Source organism: Pseudomonas sp. MOIL14HWK12:I1 (assembly GCF_000510705.1).
Taxonomy (GTDB): Bacteria; Pseudomonadota; Gammaproteobacteria; order Pseudomonadales; family Pseudomonadaceae; genus Chryseomonas; species Chryseomonas oryzihabitans.
The window spans coordinates 442,224-464,359 of sequence record NZ_KI783307.1 but is presented as its reverse complement, the minus strand read 5'-3'; the positions used below and the strand labels follow the sequence as shown (position 1 = coordinate 464,359).

General features: G+C 64.8%; 19 protein-coding genes, 1 tRNA gene and 1 pseudogene. 5 read left to right on the top strand and 16 right to left on the bottom strand.

Annotation, left to right across the window (positions count from 1 at the left end; translation table 11 throughout):
- Positions 1 to 11: 11 nt before the first annotated feature.
- The 13 genes and pseudogenes from rfbB to uvrB all read right to left on the bottom strand — a co-directional run bounded on the left by rfbB (position 12) and on the right by uvrB (position 15,302).
- Complete coding sequence (gene rfbB / locus PSEK12I1_RS0112115) at positions 12 to 1,076, bottom strand: dTDP-glucose 4,6-dehydratase (RefSeq protein ID WP_027601683.1); 1,065 nt, start codon at positions 1,074 to 1,076, stop codon at positions 12 to 14.
- 221 nt (positions 1,077 to 1,297) lie between these two features.
- A complete protein-coding gene (locus PSEK12I1_RS0112110) occupies positions 1,298 to 3,280 on the bottom strand; it encodes a nucleoside-diphosphate sugar epimerase/dehydratase (RefSeq protein WP_037006952.1) in 1,983 nt (660 codons plus the stop codon).
- Positions 3,281 to 3,290: 10 nt separating this feature from the next.
- On the bottom strand, positions 3,291 to 4,340 hold the full coding sequence (locus PSEK12I1_RS0112105; protein ID WP_081737481.1) for a glycosyltransferase family 4 protein: 1,050 nt from the start codon (positions 4,338 to 4,340) through the stop codon (positions 3,291 to 3,293).
- Positions 4,337 to 5,311 (bottom strand): NAD-dependent epimerase/dehydratase family protein, encoded by a 975-nt coding sequence (locus PSEK12I1_RS0112100; RefSeq protein WP_027601681.1) that lies wholly within the window; start codon positions 5,309 to 5,311, stop codon positions 4,337 to 4,339. The genes PSEK12I1_RS0112105 and PSEK12I1_RS0112100 overlap by 4 nt, the downstream gene beginning before the upstream one ends.
- Before the next feature lie 140 nt (positions 5,312 to 5,451).
- On the bottom strand, positions 5,452 to 5,673 hold the full coding sequence (locus PSEK12I1_RS0112095; protein ID WP_007160395.1) for a hypothetical protein: 222 nt from the start codon (positions 5,671 to 5,673) through the stop codon (positions 5,452 to 5,454).
- 244 nt (positions 5,674 to 5,917) lie between these two features.
- A complete protein-coding gene (gene ihfB / locus PSEK12I1_RS0112090; RefSeq protein WP_007160396.1) occupies positions 5,918 to 6,205 on the bottom strand; it encodes an integration host factor subunit beta in 288 nt (95 codons plus the stop codon).
- 186 nt (positions 6,206 to 6,391) lie between these two features.
- Positions 6,392 to 8,071, bottom strand: coding sequence for a 30S ribosomal protein S1 (gene rpsA, locus PSEK12I1_RS0112085; protein WP_007160397.1), 1,680 nt, complete (start codon positions 8,069 to 8,071; stop codon positions 6,392 to 6,394).
- A gap of 140 nt (positions 8,072 to 8,211) precedes the next feature.
- Complete coding sequence (gene cmk, locus PSEK12I1_RS0112080) at positions 8,212 to 8,898, bottom strand: (d)CMP kinase (protein ID WP_007160398.1); 687 nt, start codon at positions 8,896 to 8,898, stop codon at positions 8,212 to 8,214.
- Between the two features lie 20 nt (positions 8,899 to 8,918).
- Positions 8,919 to 9,842 (bottom strand): annotated as a pseudogene (locus PSEK12I1_RS0112075) (prephenate dehydrogenase/arogenate dehydrogenase family protein); the annotation flags it as partial.
- On the bottom strand, positions 9,835 to 10,947 hold the full coding sequence (gene hisC, locus PSEK12I1_RS0112070; RefSeq protein WP_027601679.1) for a histidinol-phosphate transaminase: 1,113 nt from the start codon (positions 10,945 to 10,947) through the stop codon (positions 9,835 to 9,837). The gene hisC and the pseudogene PSEK12I1_RS0112075, both read right to left, overlap by 8 nt.
- Before the next feature lie 113 nt (positions 10,948 to 11,060).
- Positions 11,061 to 11,672 carry a YitT family protein gene (locus PSEK12I1_RS0112065; protein WP_007160401.1) on the bottom strand — a complete coding sequence of 204 codons (612 nt, stop codon included), beginning with the start codon at positions 11,670 to 11,672 and terminating at the stop codon, positions 11,061 to 11,063.
- A gap of 60 nt (positions 11,673 to 11,732) precedes the next feature.
- Positions 11,733 to 13,214, bottom strand: a complete 1,482-nt coding sequence (gene gltX, locus PSEK12I1_RS0112060) for a glutamate--tRNA ligase (protein ID WP_027601677.1) — start codon at positions 13,212 to 13,214, stop codon at positions 11,733 to 11,735.
- 78 nt (positions 13,215 to 13,292) lie between these two features.
- On the bottom strand, positions 13,293 to 15,302 hold the full coding sequence (uvrB, locus tag PSEK12I1_RS0112055) for an excinuclease ABC subunit UvrB (RefSeq protein WP_027597992.1): 2,010 nt from the start codon (positions 15,300 to 15,302) through the stop codon (positions 13,293 to 13,295).
- A gap of 247 nt (positions 15,303 to 15,549) precedes the next feature.
- On the opposite strand from uvrB, the gene PSEK12I1_RS0112050 reads away from it, so the two are divergent.
- Positions 15,550 to 16,752 (top strand): amino acid aminotransferase, encoded by a 1,203-nt coding sequence (locus PSEK12I1_RS0112050; protein WP_027601676.1) that lies wholly within the window; start codon positions 15,550 to 15,552, stop codon positions 16,750 to 16,752.
- 82 nt (positions 16,753 to 16,834) lie between these two features.
- Positions 16,835 to 16,910: transfer RNA gene (locus tag PSEK12I1_RS0112045), tRNA-Asn, on the top strand.
- Positions 16,911 to 16,991: 81 nt separating this feature from the next.
- Here the strand turns inward: PSEK12I1_RS0112045 and PSEK12I1_RS23710 are convergent.
- Positions 16,992 to 17,366: a response regulator gene (locus PSEK12I1_RS23710; protein WP_027597994.1), complete on the bottom strand. Its 375-nt coding sequence runs from the start codon at positions 17,364 to 17,366 to the stop codon at positions 16,992 to 16,994.
- A gap of 264 nt (positions 17,367 to 17,630) precedes the next feature.
- Here PSEK12I1_RS23710 and PSEK12I1_RS0112035 point away from each other — a divergent pair, with 264 nt between their 5' ends.
- The 3 genes from PSEK12I1_RS0112035 (at position 17,631) to PSEK12I1_RS0112025 (ending at position 19,679) form a co-directional block, all read left to right on the top strand.
- A complete protein-coding gene (locus tag PSEK12I1_RS0112035) occupies positions 17,631 to 18,644 on the top strand; it encodes a sensor histidine kinase (protein WP_027597995.1) in 1,014 nt (337 codons plus the stop codon).
- Positions 18,645 to 18,722: 78 nt separating this feature from the next.
- Complete coding sequence (locus tag PSEK12I1_RS0112030; protein ID WP_027601675.1) at positions 18,723 to 19,061, top strand: zinc ribbon domain-containing protein YjdM; 339 nt, start codon at positions 18,723 to 18,725, stop codon at positions 19,059 to 19,061.
- Between the two features lie 75 nt (positions 19,062 to 19,136).
- Positions 19,137 to 19,679, top strand: a complete 543-nt coding sequence (locus PSEK12I1_RS0112025) for an invasion associated locus B family protein (protein ID WP_007160408.1) — start codon at positions 19,137 to 19,139, stop codon at positions 19,677 to 19,679.
- A gap of 90 nt (positions 19,680 to 19,769) precedes the next feature.
- Here PSEK12I1_RS0112025 and PSEK12I1_RS0112020 read toward each other — a convergent pair whose 3' ends face one another.
- On the bottom strand, positions 19,770 to 20,507 hold the full coding sequence (locus tag PSEK12I1_RS0112020) for a hypothetical protein (protein ID WP_027601674.1): 738 nt from the start codon (positions 20,505 to 20,507) through the stop codon (positions 19,770 to 19,772).
- 91 nt (positions 20,508 to 20,598) lie between these two features.
- On the bottom strand, positions 20,599 to 22,092 hold the full coding sequence (locus PSEK12I1_RS0112015; RefSeq protein ID WP_027601673.1) for a CoA-acylating methylmalonate-semialdehyde dehydrogenase: 1,494 nt from the start codon (positions 22,090 to 22,092) through the stop codon (positions 20,599 to 20,601).
- Positions 22,093 to 22,136 lie beyond the last annotated feature (44 nt).

The following is a 22,136-nucleotide window of genomic DNA, read 5'->3' as shown; positions in this document are numbered from 1 at the left end:
CGATAGGATCGTTAAACGGCTTCGCCGAGACGCTCGAGGCGGTAGGCGCCGGACAGCACCCGCTGCCACCACTCGCGATTGTTCAGGTACCAGGTGACGGTCTTGCGCATGCCGGTCTCGAAGGTCTCTGCCGGCGTCCAGCCCAGCTCGCGGCCGATCTTGCTGGCATCGATGGCGTATCTCATGTCGTGACCGGGACGATCCTTGACGAAGGTGATCAGGTCGCGATAGCGCTCGACGCCCTCGGGCTTCTGCGGCGCCAGCTCTTCGAGCAGGTCGCAGATGGTCTCGACGACCTGCAGGTTGCGCTTCTCGTTGTGGCCGCCGATGTTGTAGGTCTCACCGACCTCGCCCTGGGTCACCACGGTGTAGAGGGCGCGGGCATGGTCTTCGACGAACAGCCAGTCACGCACCTGGGAGCCGTCGCCATAGATCGGCAGCGGCTTGCCATGGATGGCATTGAGAATGACGTGGGGGATCAGCTTCTCGGGGAAGTGATAGGGGCCGTAGTTGTTCGAGCAGTTGGTCACCAGAACCGGCAGGCCGTAGGTCCGGCCCCAGGCGCGCACCAGATGGTCGCTGCCGGCCTTGCTGGCCGAATAGGGCGAGCTCGGGGAATAGGGGGTGGTCTCGGTGAAGAGGTCGTCGGTGCCGTGCAGGTCGCCGTATACCTCGTCGGTGGAGATGTGGTGGAACCGGAAGGCCGCCTTGGCTTCCGGCGCCAGCTCGTTCCAGTAGGCACGGGTCACTTCCAGGATGACGCCGGTGCCGACCACGTTGGTCTGGATGAAGGCGGCAGGGCCCTCGATGGAGCGGTCCACGTGGGACTCGGCAGCCAGGTGCATGACCACGTCGGGCTGGAAGGACGTGAAGACCTGCTGCAGCGCGGCGAAATCGCAGATGTCCACCTGGTGGAATTCGTAGCGGTCGGAGTCGGCGACTTCGACCAGGGAGTCCACGTTACCGGCGTACGTCAGCTTGTCGACGTTGGCAACCTTGCATTGGGTTTCGTTGATAAGAAAACGTACTACGGCGGAACCAATGAAACCCGCGCCACCTGTTACCAGTACCTTCATCCTGAATCCTGCCTATATCGATTTGTACATCATCGCGCCCGGCGCTGCGGGCGAGACATCGGAGGACGGCGCAGCCATCCCTGGCTCGGGTCACAGCTACAGCTATGCACCCAAAGACCTGAGTTAAACAGTGGCAGGAAAAGAAAGTTCAGCCTAGCGGGGGGAGGCTGCCGCTTCTGTGCTCGGCTTCAAATCCAGGCCGAAAGAAAGCGTGGACGGGATCACTCGATGGATCGCTTGCCGTGCAGCCAGTCGACGATATCGCCTTCGGGGGAATAGCCGGCGACGACGTCCCGCAACAGTTGCCGGACGCGGAGGTAATCACCCGCATCGATCGCGCGACTGAGCTCGACGAGGGCGGCGCGGAAGGCCTCCCAGGCCAGGAAGTCTTCGCTCGCACGCATGATCTTGGGATGGGACGTCGGACTCACGTCGTCACCGATGAGCAACTCTTCATAGAGCTTTTCGCCGGGGCGCAGGCCGGTGAACTCGATGGCGACATCGCCATGAGGGTTGGCCGGCGAGCGCACGCTCAGACCCGACAGCTTGATCATCTGCTCGGCCAGCTCGACGATGCGCACCGGCTCGCCCATGTCCAGCACGAAGACGTCGCCGCCCTCGCCCATGGCGCCGGCCTGGATGACCAGCTGGGCGGCCTCGGTGATGGTCATGAAGAAGCGGGTGATCTTGGGATGGGTGACGGTGACCGGCCCTCCCTTGCGGATCTGCGTCCGGAACAGCGGGATGACCGAACCGGAGGAACCCAGCACGTTGCCGAATCTCACCATGGTGAAGCGGGTGCGATTGACCTGGTGGATACCGTCGGCCTGGCCGTGCAGCACGGGCGCCGCTTCGCGACTGAGCGCCTGCAGGATCATCTCGGCCAGGCGCTTGGTGCTGCCCATGATGTTGGTGGGCCGTACCGCCTTGTCGGTGGAGATCAGCACGAAGCTGGTGACGCCGGCCTGGATGGCCGCCTGGGCGGCATTCAGGGTCCCCAGGACGTTGTTGCCGAACCCTTCGGCGATGTTGTGCTCGACCATGGGCACGTGCTTGTAGGCCGCCGCATGGTAGAGGGTGGCCACCTTCCAGTGCCGCATCACCTGCAGGAGCAGCGGAGCGTTGCGGATGGAGCCCAGCACCGGCACCAGGGTGACCGGCAGGGCTTCGCGTTGGAGATGGGCGTCCAGCTCGCGATGGATGCTGTAGAGATTGAATTCGGCGTGGTCGAGCAGGATCAGGGTGCGCGGTTTCTGGCCGATGATCTGCCGACACAGCTCGGAACCGATGGACCCCCCTGCCCCGGTCACCATCACTACCTGACCGGTGATACAGCGCGCGAACAACTCGGGCCGGGGCGTGACTGGATCTCGTCCCAGCAGGTCGGCGATATCGACCTCCTGGAGGTCGTCCACCTGTACCTTGCCGCAGGCCAGGTCGCTGATCCGCGGCACGGTTCTGACGTGCAGCGGATAGGGTTCCAGCAGGCCGAGCACCTCGCGCCGCCGTGCCCGGGTGGCAGAGGGAATCGCCAGGAGGATCTCTTCGGCACCCGTCTCGTCGATCATCTGCTGGATGTGCTTGGGGGTGTAGACCTTGAGCCCGGCGATGATGCGATTGGCGATGCTCTTGTCGTCGTCGATGAAGGCCACCGGACGCATGGCGCGACCCATGCGCAGCGCCGCGACCAGCTGGTTGCCCGCCGAGCCGGCGCCATAGATGGCAACCCGCGGCAACTCGTCCGGCTGCTTGATGAAGGGCACCGTGATGGCGCGATACCAGTCGCCCAGAAAGTACTGGCGCAGCGCGAGGCGCAGGCCGCCGATCAGGATCAGGCTGACGATCCAGTAGTTGAAGATCATCGAGCGCGGGACGATCTCCGGCAGGTCGCGATACCAGTAGATGACCACCGACAGCAGCAGCGTCGACAGCGTCACCGCCTTGGCGATGGCGATCAAGGCATCGTTGCCCAGGTAACGCATGACCGCGCGGTACATGCCGAAGCGAATGAACAGGGGAATGGCGATGGCCGGCGCGGTGATGAACAGCCAGGCATGCCCGCTGAAGGGCTCGATCATCTGCACGGAGCCCAGGCGCAGATAGAAGGCCAACCAGAGCGAGAGCCAGATCAGCAGGAGGTCGACCGCGACCTGGATGACTCTCTTGGTACGCCGGTTCAGCTTGACCAGATGGTCACGCAACATGTCAGTGTCCCTAATCCCTGAATCCCGTGGACTGCGCAGCCATGGCTACCTCATCGGTCCCAGCATGGTATCGGAGGGCCAGGCAAAGCAAGGGCCCATAGGCAAGCAAGAGCCCCAGTATGGCACTTAAAAGCCCCAGCCCCACCAGCAAAGCGATAGGCAGCAACCAGAACAGGTTGATGGCCAGCACCGCCAGGGTCACTGGCCGATGGGCGCCATGCCGCCGCGAGGCCCACTGGTAGGCGTGGGTGCGATGGGCCTCGTAGGGTTTCTTGCCCCGACTCAGACGCCGCAACAGGGTCCAGGTCGCATCGACCACGAAGACGCCGAGCAGGATCAGCCAGGCCCAGAACAGCGACAGCTCGATCAGCGCCGCCTGCAAGGACAACATGCCGAGGATCAGGCCGAGAAAGCCACTGCCCACATCGCCCATGAAGATGCGCGCCGGCGGGAAGTTCCAGCACAGGAACCCCCCTACGGCCGCGGCCAGCAGCAGAGGCGCACCCAGCAAGGTCCCATGGCCGGTCATGGCATAGATCAGCGCCATGCCCAGACAGACGACGAGCGCTTCGCCGCCGGCGATGCCGTCGATGCCATCCATGAAGTTGTAGAGATTCAGCAGCCAGACCAGATAGAGGACGCCCAGGATCATCACCAGCCAGTCGGGCAGTCCCAGCACCGCGGAGAGCTGCGCCGGCAAGGCGCCATAGCCGCCCAGCCACAGCAGCGCAGCGATCGCGGCCAGGAAATGGCCGAGCAGACGCCAGCCGGCGCCCACGTGCCGATGATCGTCGACGAAGCCGAGCACGGCCACCAGCAGCCCCGCCCCTATCAGGACGCCGCAGGAAACCGGATCAAGCTGTCCCAGCAGGCGCAGCACGACACAACCGAGCACGAACGTTACGACGATCGCCAGACCACCGCCGCGGGGCGTCGCCACCTGGTGCGAACTGCGGGCGTTGGGCTCGTCGAGCAGGCGGCCGGACAGAGCGTAGCGACGGAGCGCCGCGGTGCCCAGCCAACTGCAGCCACCGGCCAGGAGCAAGAGCAGTGGCATCATCTGCGTCCCTCCGCAGCGGCCCGCTGCGCCCCCAGCGCACGCAAGGCGGCTCGCGCCGACACGGGGGGCTGCCAGCCCAGCAGGGTCTTGGTGGGTCGGATGTCGACCTGCAGTGAACCACAGAGGCGTTGCGCCACCTCGCCTCGGCCAAGCAGTCGGGCACCCCATTCGAGCCAGGCGGGCGGAACGGCGATCAGCCTGGGCTTGCGACCCAAGCCTTCACCTAGCAATTCGAGCAGCTCGGCGGTGGAAATATCTTCATCGTCGCTGACCAGCAGGATGGCGCCAGCGGCCTCCGGCGCGGTGATGCACAGGATCAACAGATCGAGCAGGTTCTCCAGCGCCAGCAGGCTACGCCTGTTGTGCCGAACGCCCCCCAGGGGCAGCGGCACGCCCCGCGCCAGGGTGTCCAGCAGGCGCGCCACATTGGCCTTTACCCCGGGTCCGTAGATCAGTGGGGGGCGCACGATGACCACCTCCAGTCCGGTCTCGGCCATCAGCGCCAGCAGTTGCCGCTCGGCCGCCGCCTTGGAACGTGCGTAGGCATCGGTGGGCGCAGGCTGGTCGTCGGCGCGAAAAGGCTTGCCGGGGAGGGTCCAGTCGCCATTGACCTTGATGCTGCTGACAAAGATGAGGCGACGGACGCCGGCAGCCTGGGCGTCCCGGGCCAGCTTGAGGGTCGCGGCCCGATTCACCTCGTCGTAGCGCGCCTCGCTGGCGGCCCCTGGCTGCTCGCCCAGCTGGTGGACGTGGGCCGCGAGGTGGATGACGGTGTCCACCCCTGCCAGAGGCGCGGACCAGTCGGTAGCGGCGGAGAGGTCGCGGATCACCGGAATGACCCCGCCATCAACCGCGGCGGCTGTCGGCCGGCGTTGCGCGGCGACCACCGGATAACCCCGGGTCTGCAGCTGCCGAACCAGGGCCGCGCCGACGAAGCCCCCTGCCCCTGTCACCAGAATCTTGCGTTCCATCAATGCGTTGCGCCGTGCCAGTCAGCCAGGAAAGGGCGCTTATGGTAAGACATTGCCCCGCAGGGGCCTAGCGACGCAAAACGCAGGCATAAAAAAGCCCGCCGAACCTGAGCGCGGCGGGCCGAAAAAACGTGAGAACCTTAGAAGGTCTTGGCGGAAGTCTGGACTTCAACGGCCTGGAAGCGCGCGGCCGGTTGGGCGACGTAGTGGCGCGAGAAGCTCTCGACGCGCTGAGCAGGCTGCAGGAACAGGGCAACCATCCAGCTACCGGCCAGAGCGGCTACAGCCAGGAAAGGGTGACCGAGTTGCATGCTGGTGAAGCAGGCGGCGATACCGATCCAGATGAAAAGATAGTGGCGCATGACAACTTCCTCACTCGGCGTGGACTACGAGGTCACCCAAGACCTTATGTGAAGGAAGTCTCATACAAAAATCGGAACTCGTCTACAAAAATATCAAAAAGACTTGACTTTTTTTGTAAACGTCAAAAATCCGCTAGTGGCTTGCTCGATAACGCTTTTTTGACGACCGCAACAGAAACTAAAAATACAGAGAAATCAGTGGTTTGCCAGAAAGCAGCGGACAAAGGAAAAAGGGGCGACGGCTTTATGGCTCCAGCTCATTGACCCTGTCTCTCAACTCCTTGCCAGGCTTGAAGTGCGGGACGAACTTGCCGTCCAGCAGCACCGACTCGCCGGTCTTGGGATTGCGTCCGGTACGGGGAGCCCGATAGTGCAGCGAGAAGCTGCCAAAGCCCCGAATCTCGATACGGTCCCCGGTGGAAAGCGCCTGGGCCATCTGCTCCAGCATGGTCTTGATCGCCAGCTCGACATCCCTGGACGACAGCTGCCCCTGATAGGAAACGATGCGCTCGATCAACTCCGACTTGGTCATGGATTTTTCCTTCGTTATCAAGCGGCTAGATCACCTTCAAGGACTTTTAGCACGCTGGCCGATTTTTGAAAAGTCAAGCCGGCGGCTTCACCTCCACAACTTTTTACGGGCCGTGACCACCCTGCCCGCTTTCTTCCGGACAAAAAAAAGCGACCCCGAAGGGTCGCCTTTTATTCAAGCTCGAACTTAGTTCTGGCTTTCCATCTGCGCCTTGATCAGGTCGCCGATGGTGGTGGGGCCAGCAGCAGGCTCTTGCTTGCTACGCAGGGAGCTCATGGCTTCCTTCTCGTCGTCGACGTCCTTGGACTTGACGGAGAGGCTGATCACGCGGCTCTTGCGATCGATGCTGATGATCTTGGCTTCGACTTCGTCGCCTTCCTTCAGCACGTTACGGGCGTCTTCGACGCGGTCACGGCTGATTTCGGACGCCTTCAGGACGCCTTCGATCTCGTTGGCCAGGGTGATGACAGCGCCCTTGGCATCGACTTCCTTGACGGTACCGCGCACGATGGTGCCTTTCTCGTTCAGGGAGGCGTAGTTGGAGAACGGATCGTCTTCCAGCTGCTTGATGCCCAGAGAGATGCGCTCGCGCTCCGGGTCGACCGACAGGATCACGGTGTCCAGCTCGTCACCCTTCTTGAAGCGACGCACGGCTTCTTCGCCGGTTTCGTTCCAGGAGATGTCGGACAGGTGTACCAGGCCGTCGATGCCGCCTTCCAGACCAATGAAGATACCGAAATCGGTGATCGACTTGATGGTGCCGGAGATGCGGTCGCCCTTGTTGAACTGACCCGAGAACTCTTCCCACGGGTTAGCGCGGCACTGCTTGATGCCCAGGGAGATACGACGACGCTCTTCGTCGATATCCAGGACCATGACTTCCACTTCGTCGCCGACCTGAACGACCTTGGACGGGTGGATGTTCTTGTTGGTCCAGTCCATTTCGGACACGTGCACCAGGCCTTCCACGCCCTCTTCCAGCTCGGCGAAGCAGCCGTAGTCGGTGAGGTTGGTGACGCGCGCCTGAACGCGGGTGCCTTCCGGGTAACGGGCCTTGATGGCGACCCACGGATCCTCGCCCAGCTGCTTCAGACCCAGGGAGACGCGGTTGCGCTCGCGGTCGAACTTCAGCACCTTGACGTCGATCTCGTCGCCGACGTTGACGATTTCCGACGGATGCTTGATGCGCTTCCAAGCCATGTCGGTGATGTGCAGCAGGCCGTCTACGCCGCCCAGGTCGACGAACGCACCGTAGTCGGTGAGGTTCTTGACGATACCCTTGACTTGCTGGCCTTCCTGCAGGGATTCCAGCAGAGCTTCACGCTCGGCGCTGTTCTCGGCTTCCAGGACGCTACGACGGGAAACGACAACGTTGTTGCGCTTCTGGTCCAGCTTGATGACCTTGAACTCGAGTTCCTTGCCTTCCAGGTGGGTGGTGTCACGCACCGGACGGACATCGACCAGGGAGCCCGGCAGGAACGCGCGGATGCCGCTGACGTCGACGGTGAAACCGCCCTTGACCTTGCCGTTGATGACACCCTTGACCACTTCGTCGGCGCTGAACGCGGCTTCCAGGACCAGCCAGGACTCGGCGCGCTTGGCCTTTTCGCGAGACACTTTGGTTTCGCCGAAACCGTCTTCGACGGCATCCAGGGCTACGTGGACTTCGTCACCCACGTTGATGGTCAGCTCGCCTTGTTCGTTGTAGAACTGCTCGAGCGGAACCAGGCCTTCGGATTTCAGGCCGGTATCGACCACAACCCAGTCGCCATCGATCGACACCACGGTGCCGACGATGATGGCGCCCGGCTGCATGTCGAGGGATTTCAGACTTTCTTCAAAGAGTTCTGCGAAGCTTTCGCTCATGTTCATACCTGTTGTATGGATACCCGATGTATCCGGCTACCGCATGACCAGCCCATGCGGGGTGAGTGGTTACCATCCGGCTGCCGGGATGCGACTGGTTCCCGGCAGCTTTCACCGACGACTCGGATGAGTCTCGGCCTTCATCCCGCCAGGTCGCGCTCGGCGGCCAGGGTCAGGATGCGTTCCAATACCTGTTGTATGGAGAGATGCGTGGAATCCAGCTCGACGGCATCGTCGGCCGGCTTGAGCGGAGCAACGCTACGCTGACTATCGCGGGCGTCCCGCTCACGGATCTCTTCCAGGAGGGCAGGCAAGCTAACATTTTCGCCCTTCTGCTTCAACTGAAGATAACGCCTCTGTGCCCGTTCCTCGGCACCGGCGGTCAGAAAGATCTTCAGCTCGGCGTCCGGGAACACCACGGTGCCCATGTCGCGACCGTCGGCGACCAGACCGGGCGCCTCACGGAAGGCCTGCTGGCGCTGCAGCAGGGCATCGCGCACGGCCGGCAGGGTGGCGACCTGGGAGGCACCGGCGCCGACTTCCTCGGTCCGGATGACGTCGGTGACGTCCTCGCCTTCGAGAATGATGCGCTGGCCGTGCTCATGCCCGGCAAGGAACTGGACGTCCAGATGGGCCGCCAGCAGCTTGAGCGACTCCTCGTTGGTGTAGTCCACGCCATGGTTGCGCGCAGCGAAGGCCAGCAGGCGATAGAGCGCGCCGGAATCCAGCAGATTCCAGCCCAACTGACGGGCGACCAGCGCCGCAAGGGTGCCCTTCCCCGAACCGCCGGGACCATCGAGGGTGATGACGGGTGCGGTACTGCTCATGAGTGCCCCTCCGTAAGAGAATGATGGGCGGCGACCTGGGCGCCGGCCTGGGTACGACTGGCGAGGATGCGCCCGAAATATTCGCGTGCGCCGCGCGCATGGGTCAGCACCTCCATGAGGAACTGACCATCGCCGGCCTGGATGGCGCCACGCAGTTCGTCGAGATCGGCGCGATAGGTGTCCAGGGCCTGCAGCACGGCTTCGCGATTGGCGATGAAGATGTCGTGCCACATGGTCGGATCGCTGCCGGCGATGCGGGTGAAGTCGCGGAAGCCGCCGGCGGCATAGTGGAAGATCTCGCGGTTCTCGCTGCGCTTGGCCAGGGAGTCCACCAGATTGAAGGCCAGCAGATGCGGCAAATGGCTGGTCGCGGCGAGGACCTGGTCGTGGTGCTCGACGGTCATGTGCTCGACATCGGCCCCTATGGCGCGCCAGAGCCGATCGACCTTGTCCAGATCGGCCGGCAGGGTCTCTTCCAGCGGTGTGAGGATGACCTTGTGACGATTGAACAGCGCCGCGTTGGCCGCCGTCACGCCGCTGCGTTCGGAGCCGGCGATGGGATGACCCGGCACGAAGCGCAGCGACTGGCCGGCGAAGGCCTGACGCGCGGCGCGCACCACGTTGCCCTTGGCGCTGCCGACGTCGGTGAGGATGGCGCCCTGCAGCGGCAGGGCCGCAAGCTCGGCCAGCACCCGCTCCATGGCGAGAATCGGCACGGCAAGCTGGATGACGTCGGCACCCGGGCAGGCATCGGCCAGCTCGGCGACGCAGCGGTCGACGACGCCCAGCTCGACCGCCAGCCGGCGGGTCTCCGGATCGCGATCGACCCCGACCACCTCACGGCAGAGACCGCTGGCGCGGGCGCCCTTGGCGAAGGAGCCGCCGATCAGGCCCAGGCCGACAACGACGAGACGTTCGATCAGGGGGGTGGCCACTTCAGCCACGACCCAGGACCTTGCTCAGCGCCGCCAGGAAACGGGCATTTTCCGCTTCGGTGCCGATGGAGACGCGCAGGAAGGTGGGCATGCCATAGCCGGCGACGGGCCGCACGATGACGCCCTCCTGCAGCAGCCCCTGATTGATCGGCGCAGCGTCGCGCCCCAGGTCCACGGCGATGAAATTGCCACGGGAGGGAATCCACTTGAGGTCGAGATCGCGGAAACCAGCTTCCAGCTGGGCCATGCCGGCATCGTTGAGCGCCCGGCTGCGGGCCAGGTAGTCGCTGTCGGCCAGGGCCGCACAGGCCGCGGCCTGGGCCAGGCTGTTGACATTGAACGGCTGGCGCACCCGGTTGAGGACATCGGCCACGGTCGGCGAGGAGAAGGCATAGCCGACGCGCAGGGCGGCCAGGCCATAGGCCTTGGAAAAGGTCCGCGAGACGATGAGGTTGGGGTACTGGGCCAGGAACGCCAGGCCGTCCGGCAACTCGTCGCCTTCGGCGTATTCGATGTAGGCCTCGTCCAGCACCACCAGGACATGCTCGGGTACGCGGGCGAGGAAGCGTGCCAGGGCCTCGCTGTCGAACCAGGTACCCGTGGGGTTGTTGGGATTGGCGACAAAGACCACCCGGGTATCGGCATCGATGGCGGCGAGCATGGCCTCGAGGTCATGCCCGTAGTCCTTGGCCGGGACGCTGCGGCCTTCGGCACCGATCGCCAGGGTCACCAGTGGATAGACGGCGAAGGCGTGCTCGCTGAACACGGCGTTGTAGCCGGGCGCCAGGTAGGCACGGGCGACCAGTTCGAGGATGTCGTTGGAGCCGTTGCCCAGGGTGATGCCGTTGGCGGCCACGCCGAACCTCTGGCTCAGGGCCTGCTTGAGGTCGAAGCCGCCGCCATCGGGATAGCGGGTCAGCTCGGCCAGTTCGGCGCGGATGGCCTCGAGCGCCTTGGCACTGGGGCCGAGGGGATTCTCGTTGCTGGCGAGCTTGACGATGCTGGCGGGCGCCAGGCCCAGTTCGCGGGCCAGTTCATCGACGGGCTTGCCGGGCACGTAGGGCGAGAGTTTCTGTACGCCGGGAAGGGCTTGTGCCAGGAAATCGCAGCTCATGGAGACCTCTTCAACTTGCGATGACGACGGCTGGGCCGCCGAAAATGGGCGCCATCTTAAAGCCAAGGCGGGTCGCGGACCAATCGAAGTTGCGCCTGCGCGACGGAAAGCCCCTAGCTGATGGCGCTGTAACGCCCCGGCCGATGGTTGATCGCCAGGGTCAGATTGAGGATCACGGCGCCCAGGATGGAGACGAGGATGGCACCTGGCTCGACGACCCACAGCGCCAGCAGGACGATCAGGCAATCGATGCCCATCTGCACCTTGCCCGCCCGCCAGCCATAGCGCTGCTGCAGATAGAGCACGGCGATGTTGATGCCGCCGAGGCTGGCCTGGTGGCGGAAGAGGATCAGCAGCCCCACGCCCATCAGTACGCCGCCCATCACGGCGGCATAGAGGGGTTGCAGGGCACTGAAGGCGACGAAGTGCGGGGTCAGCTCGGTAAGCAGCGACACCAGGGTCACCGCCGCCAGGGTCCGCAGGGTAAAGGCCCAGCCCATGCGCCGCACGGCCAGCCAGTAGAACGGCAGGTTGATGAGAAAGAACGCCTGCCCGAAGGAGAGGCGCGTGCCGTACTGGGCGAGAAAGGCCAGGCCCGCGGTACCGCCGGTGAGCAGGCCCGCGTGGCGATAGAGATTGACCGCCAGGGCGATCATCAGGGTCGCGCTGAGCAAGGCCAGTACGTCTTCGAGCAGATTGTGCCGCTGGGGAGTCACGGAGGTCATCGGGGCCATCCTGGCGCGAGGAGGAAGCCGACCCCGACGTCGGGGTCGGTCGGGCGACTGTCAGCCGAGTTCGGCCAACAGTTTCTCCCACTCCTTGGTTTCCTTCTTGGAGGGCGCGCCCAGCAACTCGACCGCCTGGCGCAGGCGGAAGCGGGTGAGGTCCGGCCCAAGGATCTCCATGGCGTCGAGCACCGAGACCGAACTGGCCTGGCCGGTGATGGCGGCGAACAGCAGCGGCATGACGTCCCGCAGCTTGAGCTGCTGGTGCTCGGCGACCACCTGGATCACCGCGGTGATGCGCTCCTTGTCCCACTGGCGCAGGGCTTCGAGCTTCCACAGCAGCAGCTGCATGACCAGGCGGACCTGGTCGGCGGACAGCTTCTTGTGCTGGAACAGCGCCGGATCCAGATTCAGGGCGCCGCTGAAGAAGAAGCCGGCCAGCGGGGCGATCTGGCTGAAGGTCTCGACCCGCTGTTGCACCAGCGGGGCGATCTTGAGCAGGTACTCGGGATTGAGCGCCCAGTGCTGTACCTCGGCGGCGAAGCGCTCGGGGCTCAGCTCGCGCAGCCACTGGCCGTTGAGCCAGGAGAGCTTCTCGACGTCGAAGATCGGACCGCCGAGGGAGACGCGCTGGAGGTCGAAGTGCTCGACCATCTCGTCCAGGGTGAATTTCTCGCGCTCGTCCGGCATGGACCAGCCCATGCGGCCGAGGTAGTTGAGCATGGCTTCGGGCAGGTAACCCATGCGCTGATAGAAGGTCACCGAGGTGGGATTCTTGCGCTTGGAGAGCTTGCTCTTGTCCGGGTTGCGCAGCAGCGGCATGTAGCACAGCTGCGGCTGCTCCCAGCCGAAGTATTCGTAGAGCTTGATCAGCTTGGGCGCCGAGGGCAGCCACTCTTCGCCACGCAGGACGTGGGTGATGCCCATCAGGTGGTCGTCGACCACGTTGGCGAGGAAGTAGGTGGGCAGGCCGTCGGCCTTCATCAGCACCTGCATGTCCATGCGATCCCAGGGGATCTCGACATCGCCGCGCAGCAGGTCGGGGACGACGCAGACACCCTCCTCCGGCACCTTCATGCGGATCACATAGGGCTGACCAGCGTCCAGGCGCTGCTGCACTTCTTCCGGGGTCAGGCGCAGGCCGCGACCGTCGTAGCGGGGGGTCTCGCCGCGCGCCTGCTGTTCGGCACGCATCTGGTCGAGCTCTTCGGGCGTGGCGAAGCAGTAGAAGGCATGGCCCTTCTCCACCAGCTCCCGGGCGTATTTCCAGTAGATCTCGCCGCGTTCGCTCTGCCGATAGGGACCATGGGGGCCACCGACGTCCGGGCCCTCGTCCCACTCGATGCCCAGCCAGCGCAGGGCGTCGTAGATCTGCTGTTCGGATTCGCGGGTCGAGCGGACCTGGTCGGTATCCTCAATGCGCAGGATGAACTGACCGCCGTGCTGACGGGCGAAGCAGAGGTTGAACAGGGCGATATAGGCGGTACCGACATGCGGGTCGCCAGTGGGCGACGGCGCGATGCGCGTGCGAACGGTGGTCATCGGCTTTCTCGAGAAACGCGAAGGGACAAAGGCGGAATGGTAGCAGCGCCAGCCCTGGCGCTGCCAGTTGGAGCGGGTTCAGACCTGGACCAGGCGCTCGCGCAGGGCCTGGATCTCGTCGCGCAGCTGGGCGGCGGACTCGAACTGCAGGTCGCGCGCCAGTTGCAGCATCTTCTCTTCGAGCTGGCGGATACGCTTGCCGATCTCGCTGGGCGAACGCAGTTCGGCGGCGTATTCGCCCTTGTCCTCGGCCGCCTTGGCCACCCGCCGCTTGCCCTTGGCACCCGGAGCCGCGGCGCCTTCCATGATGTCGCGGATGTCCTTCTTGATGCCCTGGGGCACGATGCCGTGTTCTTCGTTGAAGGCCAGCTGCTTGTTACGGCGGCGCTCGGTCTCGTCGATGGCACGCTGCATGGAGCCGGTGATGCTGTCGGCGTAGAGGATGGCCTTGCCGTTGAGGTTGCGCGCCGCCCGGCCGATGGTCTGGATCAGCGAGCGCTCGGAACGCAGGAAGCCCTCCTTGTCGGCGTCGAGCACCGCCACCAAGGAGACCTCGGGCATGTCCAGACCTTCGCGCAGGAGGTTGATGCCCACCAGGACGTCGAAGGTGCCCAGGCGCAGGTCGCGGATGATCTCCACCCGCTCCACGGTATCGATGTCCGAGTGCAGATAGCGCACCCGCACATCGTGGTCGGCTAGGTAGTCGGTGAGGTCCTCGGCCATGCGCTTGGTCAGGGTGGTGCAGAGTACCCGTTCCTCCTGGGCCACCCGCAGGCGGATCTCGGAGAGCAGGTCGTCCACCTGGGTGGTGGCCGGGCGGATCTCGATCACCGGATCGACCAGGCCGGTGGGTCGTACCACCTGCTCGACCACGCGCCCGGCGTGTTCTTCCTCATAGGGCCCCGGGGTCGCCGAAACAAAGATGGTCTGGGGCGCACCGGCTTCCCACTCCTCGAACTTCAGCGGCCGGTTGTCCAGCGCCGAGGGTAGGCGGAAGCCGTATTCCACGAGGGTTTCCTTGCGCGAGCGGTCGCCCTTGAACATGGCGCCGATCTGCGGAACGGTGACGTGGGATTCGTCGATCACCAGCAGGGCGTTGCTCGGGAGATAGTCGTAGAGGGTGGGTGGCGGCTCGCCCGGACCACGGCCCGACAGATAGCGACTGTAGTTCTCGATGCCGTTGCAGTAGCCCAGTTCGAGGATCATCTCCAGGTCGAAGCGGGTGCGCTGTTCCAGGCGCTGGGCCTCGAGCAGACGATTCTGGCCGCGCAGCCATTCCAGGCGATCGGCCAGTTCCAGCTTGATGTTCTCGATGGCGCCCAGCAGGGTCTCGCGGGGCGTGGCGTAGTGGGTCTTGGGATAGAAGGTGAAGCGCGGCAGCTTGCGGATCACCTCGCCGGTCAGGGGATCGAAGGCCGACAGGCTTTCCACCTCGTCGTCGAACAACTCGACGCGCACGGCTTCCAGGTCGGATTCCGCCGGGAAGATGTCGATGACGTCGCCGCGCACCCGGAAGGTGGCGCGGGCGAATTCCATGTCGTTGCGGCTGTATTGCAGCTCGGCCAGCCGGCGCAGGATGGTGCGCTGGTCGATGCGATCACCGCGATCCAGGTGCAGCACCATCTTTAGGTAGGCCTCGGGACTGCCCAGGCCATAGATGGAGGACACCGAGGCGACGATGATGGCGTCCTTGCGCTCCAGCAGCGCCTTGGTGGCGGACAGGCGCATCTGCTCGATGTGGTCGTTGATGGACGAATCCTTCTCGATGAAGGTGTCCGACGAGGGCACATAGGCTTCCGGCTGGTAGTAGTCGTAGTAGGAGACGAAGTATTCCACCGAGTTGTTCGGGAAGAAGGCCTTGAATTCGCCATAGAGCTGGGCGGCCAGGGTCTTGTTAGGCGCCAGCACCATGGTCGGGCGCTGCACCTGGGCGATGACGTTGGCGATGCTGAAGGTCTTGCCCGAGCCGGTCACGCCGAGCAGGGTCTGGTGCGACAGACCTGCCTCCAGGCCTTCCACCATCTGGCGAATGGCTTCGGGCTGGTCGCCGGCCGGGGTGTAGCGGGTGGAGAGCTGGAATGCGGACATGGCTGCCTCAATAGCGCGAAAATGCACGGACGACAGCGCGCCGACCGGAGGCCGGAGCGATGCGGACGAGGAAAGGACTGGAACCACCCAGATGAGGTCGCCAGCGCCCTTTTGCAATCTGCCCGCGTCGCCGCACGTCAGGAAAACTCCGACGGAGGTCGGGTCGCGATGGCGACTGCAGGGGGCTATACTTCCGCTTCCCGAGCGTTCCGCCCTTCCCTTCACCCCTCATTCGAGCCGCTGCCCCATGAGTTTGTTCTCCGCCGTCGAAATGGCACCCCGTGACCCCATCCTTGGCCTGAACGAGGCCTATAACGCCGATGCCCGTCCGCACAAGGTCAATCTGGGCGTGGGGGTCTACTACGACGAGCAGGGCCGCATCCCGCTGCTGCGCGCCGTGGCCGAGGCCGAGAAGCAGCGCGTGGCCGCCCAGGCGCCGCGTGGCTACCTGCCCATCGAGGGCATCGCCGCCTATGACCAGGCCGTGCAGCACCTGCTGTTCGGTGCCGAGTCGAGCCTGGTCCGCGACGGCCGCGCCATCACGGTCCAGGCCGTCGGTGGCACCGGCGCGTTGAAGATCGGCGCCGACTTTCTCAAGCGGCTGCTGCCGGACGCCGTGGTCGCCATCAGCGACCCGAGCTGGGAAAACCACCGTGCGCTGTTTGAAAGCGCCGGCTTCCCCGTGCAGAGCTATCGCTACTACGACGCGGCCAGCAACGGCCTGAATCGCGAAGGCTTCCTGGCCGATCTCCAGGCCTTGCCGGAGCGCTCGGTGGTGGTGCTGCACGCCTGCTGCCACAACCCCACCGGCGTCGATCTGCAGCCGGCCGACTGGCAGGCGGTGCTGGACGTGGTCAAGGCGCGCAACCTGGTGCCCTTCCTCGACATCGCCTACCAGGGCTTTGGCGACGGCATCGAGGAAGACGCCCAGGCCGTGCGCCTGTTCGCCGACTCCGGCCTGACCTTCCTGGTCTCCAGCTCCTTCTCCAAGTCCTTCTCGCTGTATGGCGAGCGGGTAGGCGCCCTGACCCTGGTCAGCGAGAGCCGCGAGGAAAGCGCCCGGGTGCTGTCCCAGGTCAAGCGCGTGATCCGCACCAACTATTCCAACCCGCCGACCCATGGCGCCACCATCGTCGCCACGGTGCTGAGCAATCCCGAGCTGCGCGCGCTGTGGGAAGCCGAGCTGGGCGAGATGCGCCAGCGCATCCGCAGCATGCGCAACGCCCTGGTGGAAGGCCTGGCCGCCGCTGGCGCCAATCGCGACTTTGCCTTCGTGAACGCCCAGCGCGGCATGTTCTCCTACTCCGGCCTCACCGCCGAGCAGGTCGAGCGGCTGAAGAGCGAATTCGGCATCTATGCGGTCAGCACCGGACGCATCTGCGTGGCAGCGCTGAACGAGCGCAATCTGCCCCCGACCATCCAGGCCATCGCCGCGGTGCTGCAGGGCTAAGGCAGCCGCTTTGGCGGCGCCGTTTTCCAGTGTCGCCGAGGCTTGACTTCCCGTTATCTATCAGTAAGATACGCTCCGTTGTTCCGCGATAGCTCAGTCGGTAGAGCAAATGACTGTTAATCATTGGGTCCCTGGTTCGAGTCCAGGTCGCGGAGCCAAAATCTGAAAAGCCCGTAGCGGGTAACCGCTACGGGCTTTTTTCATGGCTGCGATTCACTCGCCACAACGCTGACGACCGCCTAGACGAGATTCACTTGGGCCCCGGGCGTGGGGCAACTGCGGTGCAATGCCTCCAGATCCCAGGGCTTGGGCAAAAAGGTCGCCCGTGCCGCGCGGGCGGGATTGTCGTCGCAATAACCCGAGGTGATGACGATGGGCAGATTGGCCTGCCGTCCTCGCGCCTGCAGCGCCAAGTCGACGCCGCTCAGGATTCCCGGCATGCGCACATCGGTGAAGAGCAGATCCAGCTGCGGCTGCTCGTCTTGCAGAAAGGCACAGGCGGCGTCGGCGCTGCCGAAGGCATGCACCTGATAACCCCAGCTCTCGAACAATTCCTGCAGCAGATCGAGCAGGACAGGCTCATCTTCGGCGACCAATACGCGCTGGCGATTCATGAGCGGATCCTGTGATGGTTGAGACGCAATCGTTCGACCATAGCGTTTCGTTGCCGTCCTGCCCTGTACGACCAAGGGAAAGCCTGTACAAGAAAATACGCCGCGAAAGGCGCGTTGCCGGCAGTTCCAGCCATGCCGGTGTAAGTCTTGTACAGGAAGCCGCCGTCGGGCTGGGCAGAGCCACCTTTGGGCCTGTCGTACCCCCAAGCGAGACGGCTTTGCGTTAAGCTGGCGCCGCCGCCGTCTACTCCGCAGGTCAGAGCTTTGGATCCGTCGTCTCGTCGTCATTGGATCAGCGATCTCAGCAGCAGGATCCGCGCTCGCCCGGCATTGGCCTACAGCCTCGCGCTGCTGGCGTTCGGCCTGGCCCTGGCGGCACGCTTCGCCCTGGTGGACGTCCTGCTGCAGGGCTTTCCCTACCTGACCTTCTTTCCCGCCGTCATCCTGACCGCCTTCTTCTGCGGCAGCGGCGCCGGTACCCTGTGCGCCGTGCTGTCCGGCCTGGCCGCCTGGTACTTCTTCATCCCGCCGGGCTGGACCTTCGTCGTCGGTCCCCAGGGCGCCCTGGCGCTGGCCTTCTATGTGGTCATCGTCAGCGTCGACATCGTGCTGATCCATTACATGCACACGGCCAGCGCCCGGCTGCGCGCCGAGCAGCAGGTAATCCGCGACCTCTACAACGTCCAGACCACGATGTTCCAGGAGTTGCAGCACCGGGTCGCCAACAACATCCAGTTCATCGCCTCGCTGCTCATGCTGCAGCAACTCAAGTTGCCCGGCGACAGCCAGGCGTCCCAGGCCCTGGAAGAGGCCCGCTCGCGACTGGAGAGCATTTCGCGTATCCACCGGCGCCTGCACGATCCCGCCGATGCCGATCAGCCGGTGGCCCACCACCTGCAGCTGCTGACCAGCGATCTGCTGGCCGCCGCGGGACAGGCCAACGTCTCCTGCGCCATCACCGCCGAACCGCTCAATTTCGACCTGCCCCGCCTGACCACCCTGTCGATGCTGGTGGCCGAGGTGGTGACCAACTCCCTCAAGCACGCCTTCGACGCCAGCCAGCGCGGCCTCATCAGCATCAGCCTGCAGCGCGGCGACGATCAGCAGCTGCTGTTGCGTATCGCCGACAACGGCCGCGGCATGCCGCAGCAGTTCAATCCGCGTACCAGCCAGCGCCTGGGCTTCAAGATCATCAACAGCCTGGCCGAACAGCTCGGCGGCGAGGCCCGCTACCGCAACGACAACGGCACCGTGGTCGAGGTACAGCTGGCCGCCTAGGCCCAGGGGGATCGAGTCCACCCGGACGCGCCTAAAACCCTATACAATGCGCGGCTTTTCCAGCCAGGTGCTCACACCATGACCGCTTTGCCGCCCTGCCCCCGCTGCGCTTCCGAATACACCTACGCCGACGGCGACCAGCTGATCTGCCCGGAATGCGCCCATGAATGGACGCCCGGCGACGCCGGCGCCGCGGACGAGGCCAAGGTGATCCGCGATGCGGTCGGCAATACCCTGCAGGACGGCGATACCGTCAGCGTGATCAAGGACCTCAAGGTCAAGGGCTCGTCGCTGGTGGTCAAGGTCGGCACCAAGGTCAAGAACATCCGCCTGGTCGACGGCGACCACGACATCGACTGCAAGATCGATGGCATAGGTGCGATGAAGCTCAAATCCGAGTTCGTCAAAAAGGTCTGATCGTCGTGCCGGGGTGTTCCCTGGCGGAGCGATGCCCTACCCTTGAGGCTCTTTTTTTCCTGCCAAGGACTCTCCATGTCTCAGCGCTTCCTCCGCCCGGCCCTGTTCCTCGCGCCCCTGCTGCTCGCCGGCCAGGCCTTCGCCCAGTCCGCGCCCAACAACGCCCAGGAACCCCAGCCGTCGGTCACGGAGAAGTATGGCGACTGGCAGGTGATCTGCCGCATCGCCCGCAACGCGGACCGTTCCGTGCAGCTGTGCGCCATCACCCAGCAGAAGGACAGCGCCAAGGGTCAGCGCATGCTGGTCACCGAGCTGCGTCCCAATCGGGAAGGCGTGGACGGCATTCTGGTGCTGCCCTTCGGCGTGGCGGTGACCAAGCCGATCTCGCTGCAGATCGACAAGCGCAGCCTGGAGAATCGGCCCTTCCACACCTGCATCCCCCAGGGCTGCGTGGTGCCGGTGGAATTCGTCGGTGACGTCTTCAAGCAGCTGCAGCGCGGCGGTCGCCTGACCGTGACCACCCCGGTCGCCAATGGCGAGACCGCCAGCGAAAGCCTGTCGCTCAAGGGCTTCTCCAAGGCCTACGACCGCGCCAAGGAACTGACCAAGCCGCTGTAAGGCCCGCTCAGGGCGCTGCCGGCTGCTGCGCAGTGCCGCTGGCGGCGGCGCGCTCCACTCTCGACTCTAGGGGACGCCTGGTCGAAGGCGCTACTGCACCGGCAGGAAATTGATGAACAGCAGACTCTGGGCGTAGTTGACGCCGATGCGCCGATAGCGCTCGTCCAGCAACTGGGCGAGCAGGTCCAGGCGGGCGACGATCTTGCCGAATTCGGTGGCGAAGCTGAGGTTGCTGCCCTCCTCCGAGATCTCGTTGGCGAACAGCAGGGGTTCGCCCGCGGCGTTCTTGCGCTGGCCGAGCAGCCAGGTGGCCTTCTCGATGTTGCGCGCGGCGTTGTTGACGAAGCGCGCATCCACCACGTCGGTGATATAGAACTCGGTGCGATTGCCGTGGGCGGCGATGATCATGCTGCCGATGGCATAGATGAAGGCGCCGACGCGATCACCGCGGTAGTCATCACCCAGCACGTAGCTCAGGGCCGCCACGTCCTTGCGTCCGTCCAGCGCCGGCAGGCTGCGCCGCTGTTCGATGGCCATACGGATTTCGCGCTCGGCACTGGCCGCATCGGGCAGCCCGGTCTTTTTCCATTCGGCCGGATTGCGCAGATAGAGCTTGTTCATCAGCAGATAGAGGCTCTGCAGATTGGCCTGCATGGCGAGGGTGGCCATGCGGTCGGAGCTGGTCTGCAGGAATTCGCTGGGGCGGGTCTTGCCGAATTGCCGGGCGATGTCCTGGGCGGACTGACTGGTGCAACCGGTCAGGCTCGCGAGCAGCAGGCCAATCACACACCCGAGACGGGCGACGGCTGTGAAGGGGGTGGCAGACATGGGGACTTCGGCGGCTGGGGGCAGCCGAAGGGTAAAGCCTTCCCTGGCCGGCCTGCTGTGCGGCAGGCCAAGGAATGGGCTTTTCTAGCGGTCAGCCGTTGCTGGGAAAGGCAAACTGCGAAGCCTCCTGGGCCTCGCGCTGCGGCCAGCGCTGGGTGATGGTCTTGCGCCGGGTGTAGAAGCGCACACCGTCGGGGCCATAGGCATGGAGGTCGCCGAACAGCGAGCGTTTCCAGCCGCCGAAGCTGTGGTAGGCCACCGGCACCGGCAGGGGTACGTTGATGCCGACCATGCCCACTTCGATCTGATCGGCGAACAGCCGTGCCGCTTCGCCGTCGCGGGTGAAGATGCAGGTGCCGTTGCCGTATTCGTGGGCGTTGATCAGGGCGATGCCCTCTGCAAGGCTCTTGACCCGCACCACGCAGAGCACCGGGCCAAAGATCTCTTCCTTGTAGATGCGCATCTCCGGGGTGACCTGATCGAACAGGCAGCCGCCGAGGAAGAAGCCGTCTTCATGGTCGGCGACCTTGAGGCTGCGGCCGTCCACTACCAGCTTGGCGCCCGCGGCGACGCCGTCGACGACATAGCCGGTGACCTTGTCCAGGTGCGCGCCGGTGACCAGCGGCCCCATGTCCAGGCCGCACTGAGTGCCCGGGCCGACTTTGAGTTTTTCGATCTCCGGCACCAGCCGGGCAATCAGGGCATCGGCGACCTGGTCACCGACGCAGACCGCCACCGAGATGGCCATGCAGCGTTCGCCACAGGAACCGTAGGCGGCGCCCATCAGCGCATTCACGGTATTGCCGAGGTCGGCGTCGGGCATGACCACCGCATGGTTCTTGGCGCCGCCCAGGGCCTGGACGCGCTTGCCCTTGGCGGTACCACGGGCATAGATGTATTCGGCGATGGGGGTGGAGCCGACGAAGCTCAGCGCCTTGACCTCGGGGGCGTCGATCAGGCCGTCCACGGCTTCCTTGTCGCCATGCACCACGTTGAGCACGCCCTTGGGCAGACCGGCTTCCTCGAACAGCTGGGCAATGGCCAGGGTGGAGCTGGGATCGCGCTCGCTGGGCTTCAGGATGAAGGTGTTGCCGCAGGCGATGGCCAGCGGATACATCCACAGCGGCACCATGGCCGGGAAGTTGAAGGGGGTGATGCCGGCCACCACGCCCAGGGGCTGGAAGTCGGACCAGGTGTCGATGCTCGGACCGGCATTGCGGTTGTATTCGCCCTTTAGCAATTCGGGTGCGGCGGTGGCGTATTCGACGTTCTCGATGCCACGGCGCAATTCGCCGGCGGCGTCTTCCAGGGTCTTGCCGTGCTCTTCGCTGATCAGCTGCACCAGGCGCGCTTCGTTGCTTTCCAGCAGTTGCTTGAAGCGGAACAGCACCTGGGCACGCTTGGCCGGCGGGGTGTTGCGCCAGGCCGGAAAGGCGGCCTGGGCGGCATCGATGGCCTGTTGCAGGGTGGCGGCATCGGCCAGGGGCACTTCGCGGATCACCGCGCCGGTGGAGGGGTTGTAGACCGGTGCTCGGCGGCTGCCGCCGTCGACCAGTTGGCCGCCGATGAGATGCTTGAGGCTCATGAGGGACTCCTTGTACAAGAGGTGGGCGCTCCGCGGCGGGAGCG

What these genes read in the sequence shown, in the direction of transcription:
- PSEK12I1_RS0112030 (WP_027601675.1), top strand. Translation starts at nt 18,723, where the DNA reads ATGACCGCTTTGCCGCCCTGCCCCCGCTGCGCTTCCGAATACACCTAC.
- rpsA (WP_007160397.1), bottom strand. Translation starts at nt 8,071, where the DNA reads ATGAGCGAAAGCTTCGCAGAACTCTTTGAAGAAAGTCTGAAATCCCTC.
- PSEK12I1_RS0112050 (WP_027601676.1), top strand. Translation starts at nt 15,550, where the DNA reads ATGAGTTTGTTCTCCGCCGTCGAAATGGCACCCCGTGACCCCATCCTT.
- rfbB (WP_027601683.1), bottom strand. Translation starts at nt 1,076, where the DNA reads ATGAAGGTACTGGTAACAGGTGGCGCGGGTTTCATTGGTTCCGCCGTA.
- hisC (WP_027601679.1), bottom strand. Translation starts at nt 10,947, where the DNA reads ATGAGCTGCGATTTCCTGGCACAAGCCCTTCCCGGCGTACAGAAACTC.
- PSEK12I1_RS23710 (WP_027597994.1), bottom strand. Translation starts at nt 17,366, where the DNA reads ATGAATCGCCAGCGCGTATTGGTCGCCGAAGATGAGCCTGTCCTGCTC.
- PSEK12I1_RS0112025 (WP_007160408.1), top strand. Translation starts at nt 19,137, where the DNA reads ATGTCTCAGCGCTTCCTCCGCCCGGCCCTGTTCCTCGCGCCCCTGCTG.
- ihfB (WP_007160396.1), bottom strand. Translation starts at nt 6,205, where the DNA reads ATGACCAAGTCGGAGTTGATCGAGCGCATCGTTTCCTATCAGGGGCAG.
- PSEK12I1_RS0112020 (WP_027601674.1), bottom strand. Translation starts at nt 20,507, where the DNA reads ATGTCTGCCACCCCCTTCACAGCCGTCGCCCGTCTCGGGTGTGTGATT.
- gltX (WP_027601677.1), bottom strand. Translation starts at nt 13,214, where the DNA reads ATGACCACCGTTCGCACGCGCATCGCGCCGTCGCCCACTGGCGACCCG.
- uvrB (WP_027597992.1), bottom strand. Translation starts at nt 15,302, where the DNA reads ATGTCCGCATTCCAGCTCTCCACCCGCTACACCCCGGCCGGCGACCAG.
- PSEK12I1_RS0112015 (WP_027601673.1), bottom strand. Translation starts at nt 22,092, where the DNA reads ATGAGCCTCAAGCATCTCATCGGCGGCCAACTGGTCGACGGCGGCAGC.
- PSEK12I1_RS0112095 (WP_007160395.1), bottom strand. Translation starts at nt 5,673, where the DNA reads ATGCGCCACTATCTTTTCATCTGGATCGGTATCGCCGCCTGCTTCACC.
- PSEK12I1_RS0112065 (WP_007160401.1), bottom strand. Translation starts at nt 11,672, where the DNA reads ATGACCTCCGTGACTCCCCAGCGGCACAATCTGCTCGAAGACGTACTG.
- PSEK12I1_RS0112100 (WP_027601681.1), bottom strand. Translation starts at nt 5,311, where the DNA reads ATGGAACGCAAGATTCTGGTGACAGGGGCAGGGGGCTTCGTCGGCGCG.
- PSEK12I1_RS0112105 (WP_081737481.1), bottom strand. Translation starts at nt 4,340, where the DNA reads ATGATGCCACTGCTCTTGCTCCTGGCCGGTGGCTGCAGTTGGCTGGGC.
- cmk (WP_007160398.1), bottom strand. Translation starts at nt 8,898, where the DNA reads ATGAGCAGTACCGCACCCGTCATCACCCTCGATGGTCCCGGCGGTTCG.
- PSEK12I1_RS0112110 (WP_037006952.1), bottom strand. Translation starts at nt 3,280, where the DNA reads ATGTTGCGTGACCATCTGGTCAAGCTGAACCGGCGTACCAAGAGAGTC.